Raw genomic sequence first — 3,861 nt, 5'->3', positions numbered from 1 at the left:
GGGTGGGGCCGGCTCGGCCGGCCCCACCCGCGCCGCCGGCTCGGCCCCCGCGACCGACGCCGCCGCGCCCGGTGGGGGCGACGCGGCCCACGAGAGCGCCGGGCCGGACGCCGCGCCCGCCGTGGACGAGCTGCCGGGGCTGCGGGCGCAGGCCGAGCAGCTGACCGAGCTGCTCGACCTCGGGTTCCACCACCGGGAGGTGTTGGGCCGGCTGGGCACCACGGTGTCGCTCGGGGTGCTGGTCGCCGGGCCTGCCGGGTCGGGCAAGTCCGCCCTGGTCCGGGCGGTCGCCGCCCGGGTGGGCGCGCGAGTCCGCCCGCTCTGGGCGCCCGAGCTGGCCGCGCTCACCAACGACGCGGCGGCGCGGCGGCTGCGGGCCACCGCCGACGATGTACGCGCAAGCGGCCCCGCGGTGCTGCTGGTCACCGATGTGGAGGCACTCGCCCCGGCCGACGACGCCGGCCCGGTGTCCACGGTGTTCCGTCAGGTGCTCGCCGAGACCGTCCGGGCCGGGGTGGCCGTGGTCTGCACGACCAGCCGCCCCGAGGCGGTCGATCCCGGGCTGCGCGCCCCGGACCTGCTGTCGCTGCGGATCACCGTGCCACTGCCCGACCAGGCGCTGCGCCGGGAGCAGCTGACCGTGCTGACCCGGCAGGTGCCGCTGGCAGAGGACGTCCGGCTGGACGAGGTCGCCGGACGTACCCCCGGGTTCGTCGCCGCCGACCTGGCGGCATTGGTCCGGGAGGCCGGGGTGCGGGCGGCGCTGCGGCAGAAGTCGGCCGACGCGCCGACGGTGGCGAGGGGCGACTTCACCGCCGCCCTGGAGGTGGTCCGGCCGACGACGATGGCCGCGTCCACCCTGGAGCTGGCGGACGTCACCCTCGACGACGTCGGGGACATGGTCGAGGTGAAACAGACGTTGACCGAATCGGTGCTGTGGCCGCTGACCTACCCGGACACCTTCGCGCGGCTGGGCGTGCAGCCGCCGCGCGGGGTGCTGCTCTACGGGCCGCCCGGCTGCGGCAAGACGTACCTGGTGACCGCGCTGGCCGGGTCGGGGCGGGCCAACGTGCTCTCGGTGAAGGGCGCGGAGCTGCTGTCGAAGTGGGTCGGCGAGAGCGAACGGGCGGTCCGGGAGCTGTTCCGTCGCGCCCGGGAGGCCGCCCCGACGCTGATCTTCCTCGACGAGGTGGACGCGCTCGCCCCGGTACGCGGCCAGGCCAGCGACGGGGGCACCACCGACCGGGTGGTCGCCGCCCTGCTCACCGAGCTGGACGGGGTGGAGTCGCTGCGCAACGTGGTGGTGGTCGGCGCGACCAACCGGCCGGACCTGGTGGACCCGGCGCTGCTGCGTCCCGGCCGGCTGGAACGGCTGGTGTACGTGCCGCCGCCGGACGGGGCGGCACGCGCCGAGATCCTGCGCGCCGCCGCCCGCAACGTCCCGTTCGCCGACGACGTCGACCTCGCCGCACTGGGTGACGGGCTGGACGGCTTCTCGGCTGCGGACTGCGCGGCGCTGGTGCGGGAGGCGGCGCTCGCCGCTATGCGCGAGTCGCTGACCGCGTCGACGGTCACGGCGGGGCACGTCGAGGCGGCGAGGCGGCGGGTCCGCCCGTCTCTCGACCCGGCCCAGGTCGCCTGGCTGGCCGCGTACGCGGAGGCCCGCACCACGCGCTGAGGCCACGCCACACGCTGAGGCCACGCCACACGCTGAGGCCGCACCACACGCTGAGGGGCCACTCTGCGGCAGGCGCTACGAAAGCGGTGCCGGCCGCCTCAGAGGGCGGGCGGGATGGCGTCGAGGGAGATCTCGGCGCGCACCGCGTCGCCGTCCTCGATCAGCTTCGCGCCGCACCTGCGGAGCACGGACACGGCACCGGCGTTGTCCCGGGTGGTCTCCGCCACCACCGTGTGCATCCCGGCCGCCGCCGCGAGGTCGAGCAGTTCGCGCAGGGCCGCCGCGCCCACGCCCTGCCCCCGGGCGGAGCGGCCGAGCCAGATTCCCGTCTCCACCGTCCCGGGCTCGGCGCGGCGGGTCATCCGGATCATGCCCAGCACCTCGCCGCCGACGACGATCGCGTACATCGCGGTGCGGGTCGGGCCGTCGAGGCCCGCCATGCCGGTCCGGTAGTAGTTCCGGAACGCCTCCCGCCGGGCGTGCGACCATCCGGCCGGCGCGTCGACCGGAGGCATCACGTCGTCCGGCTCGGCCTCGGCGACGGCCACCGAGAGCAGCGGCTCCAGGTTCCGCTCGTTCACCGGCTCCAACCGGAACGTTCCCGTCACGTGCCGAAGTCTGCCGCCCCGCACCCGCCCGAGTCCACCCTTTACCTCTCCTCCACCGGTCCGACAGCAGGTACGAGCCGGTCGGACGGCGGACGGCCGGGACGGCCGGTCATCCGGGTCAGCCGGGGCCGAACTCGCACAGGACGACCGAGGCGTCGTCGGTGGCCTTGTGCCGGCGCAGCCGGTCCGGCTGGTCGCGCTCGGCGGCGCGGACCCGGTCGATCAGCCCGGCCGGCCCCTCGGCGGTGACCAGGTCCAGCATCCCCGTCCAATCCAGCAGCCCGAACTGCTCGACGGCGCAGGAGGCGCCGTCGGTGAGCAGGGCCGCCCGGCGCAGCCCACCCGGACCGCGCAGCGACTCGGTGCCCGTGACCGCGTGATACGCGGCATCGGGGTTGGCGGCGGCGACCCAGTAGCCGTGGGTGCGGTTCATCCGCTCCCGCTGCAGCCCGACGGCCCGCCGGAACCGGGTGACCGGGTCGTCGTCGCCGGCCGGGGCGGGGCCCTCACCCGGGGGGACTCGGCGGTCCCCGGGCAGGGCGGACGCCGTCTCGCGCAGATCGGCGACCGCGTTCTCCAGCCGGTCGTCGGTGACCGCGCGCACCCGGCCGCCGACGTCGAGCACCAGCGGGCTGTCGCAGAGCACGAGCCAGTCCACCTCCTCGCCGCTCGACCGCAGCAGGCAGGCGGTGGACGAGGGCGTGCCGGGGTGGTCGAGGTCGCAGTCGCCGCCGTGGTCCGCCCGTACAGCCAGGATCGCCGCCGCGAGGGTGCTCATCAGGGTGGCCGCGGGCCGGGCGGCGGCGGCCAGCCCGATCCGGGCGGCGAGGTGGCGGACGTACCAGGCGGGCCCGTGCACGCAGCCGGTGGCGAAGCCCTCCGGCACGGTCGCGCCGTCCAGCACCCCGACCAGGGGGCCGAACCGGAAGACCAGGTCCTCGTTGACGGCCCGGCCGGGTGCCGGCGCGGACGCCGACCGTACCCGCATCGTCGGCCCCGTCGACCCGGCGCGGGTGCCCGGCGCGGCCGCCGCCTCCGCCGGGGTGGTCGCCTGTCCGGTCGTCACGGTCCGTCCGGGTCGGGCGTCCCCGGCCGGTACGCCCCCGTGCGTTGCCGCCATGCTCCGCTCCCTCCGCCGGCGCCCGCCTACCCCGCCAGGCGGGCCGCATGCCCGATCTCGCGCCGTGACCGGGATTCACCCGAGCGGGTACCGCGGGACCGGGTACAGCGGCACGGGGTCGATTGTGCCGGGTCAGCGCCGCCGGTTACGGGCCCGGGAGGAGCGCAACCGGCGCAGCCGGCCGACGAGCACCGGCTCGGCGGCCAGCGCGGCCGGATTGTCCAGCAGACCGTTGAGCAGTTGGTAGTAGCGCGTCGCGGAGAGGCCGAAGGCGTCCCGGATCGCCTGTTCCTTGGCCCCCGCGTGCCGCCACCACTGCTGCTCGAAGGCGAGGACGCGCAGCTCCCGCTCGGTGAGGCCGGGGGCGGCGGCGACCGGCCCGGTGGCCTCGGGCCTGGCGTCCTCGGGCGCTGCGGCGTCGCTCCCGGCGGCCTCGGAGGCGGTGGGGGTGGGGG

4 protein-coding genes are annotated in these 3,861 nt (G+C 76.9%); 1 reads left to right on the top strand and 3 read right to left on the bottom strand.

The window, feature by feature from the left end; translation table 11 throughout:
- The coding region (locus E1258_RS30855) for an AAA family ATPase (RefSeq protein ID WP_243715795.1) at positions 1-1,678 on the top strand (1,678 nt) is incomplete at its 5' end.
- Between the two features lie 98 nt (positions 1,679-1,776).
- On the opposite strand, the gene E1258_RS30850 is transcribed toward E1258_RS30855, so the two are convergent.
- From E1258_RS30850 to E1258_RS30840, 3 genes are all read right to left on the bottom strand, one after another.
- Positions 1,777-2,286, bottom strand: coding sequence for a GNAT family N-acetyltransferase (locus E1258_RS30850; RefSeq protein ID WP_132407302.1), 510 nt, complete (start codon positions 2,284-2,286; stop codon positions 1,777-1,779).
- Between the two features lie 118 nt (positions 2,287-2,404).
- On the bottom strand, positions 2,405-3,406 hold the full coding sequence (locus tag E1258_RS30845) for a hypothetical protein (RefSeq protein WP_132407300.1): 1,002 nt from the start codon (positions 3,404-3,406) through the stop codon (positions 2,405-2,407).
- A gap of 132 nt (positions 3,407-3,538) precedes the next feature.
- Positions 3,539-3,861, bottom strand: a 323-nt coding sequence (locus E1258_RS30840) for a DUF3263 domain-containing protein (protein WP_132407298.1), incomplete at its 5' end; no start/stop codon positions are given.

It is taken from the genome of Micromonospora sp. KC207 (genome assembly GCF_004348615.1).
Taxonomy (GTDB): Bacteria; Actinomycetota; Actinomycetes; order Mycobacteriales; family Micromonosporaceae; genus Micromonospora.
This window is presented reverse-complemented; position numbering and strand designations above follow the sequence as displayed.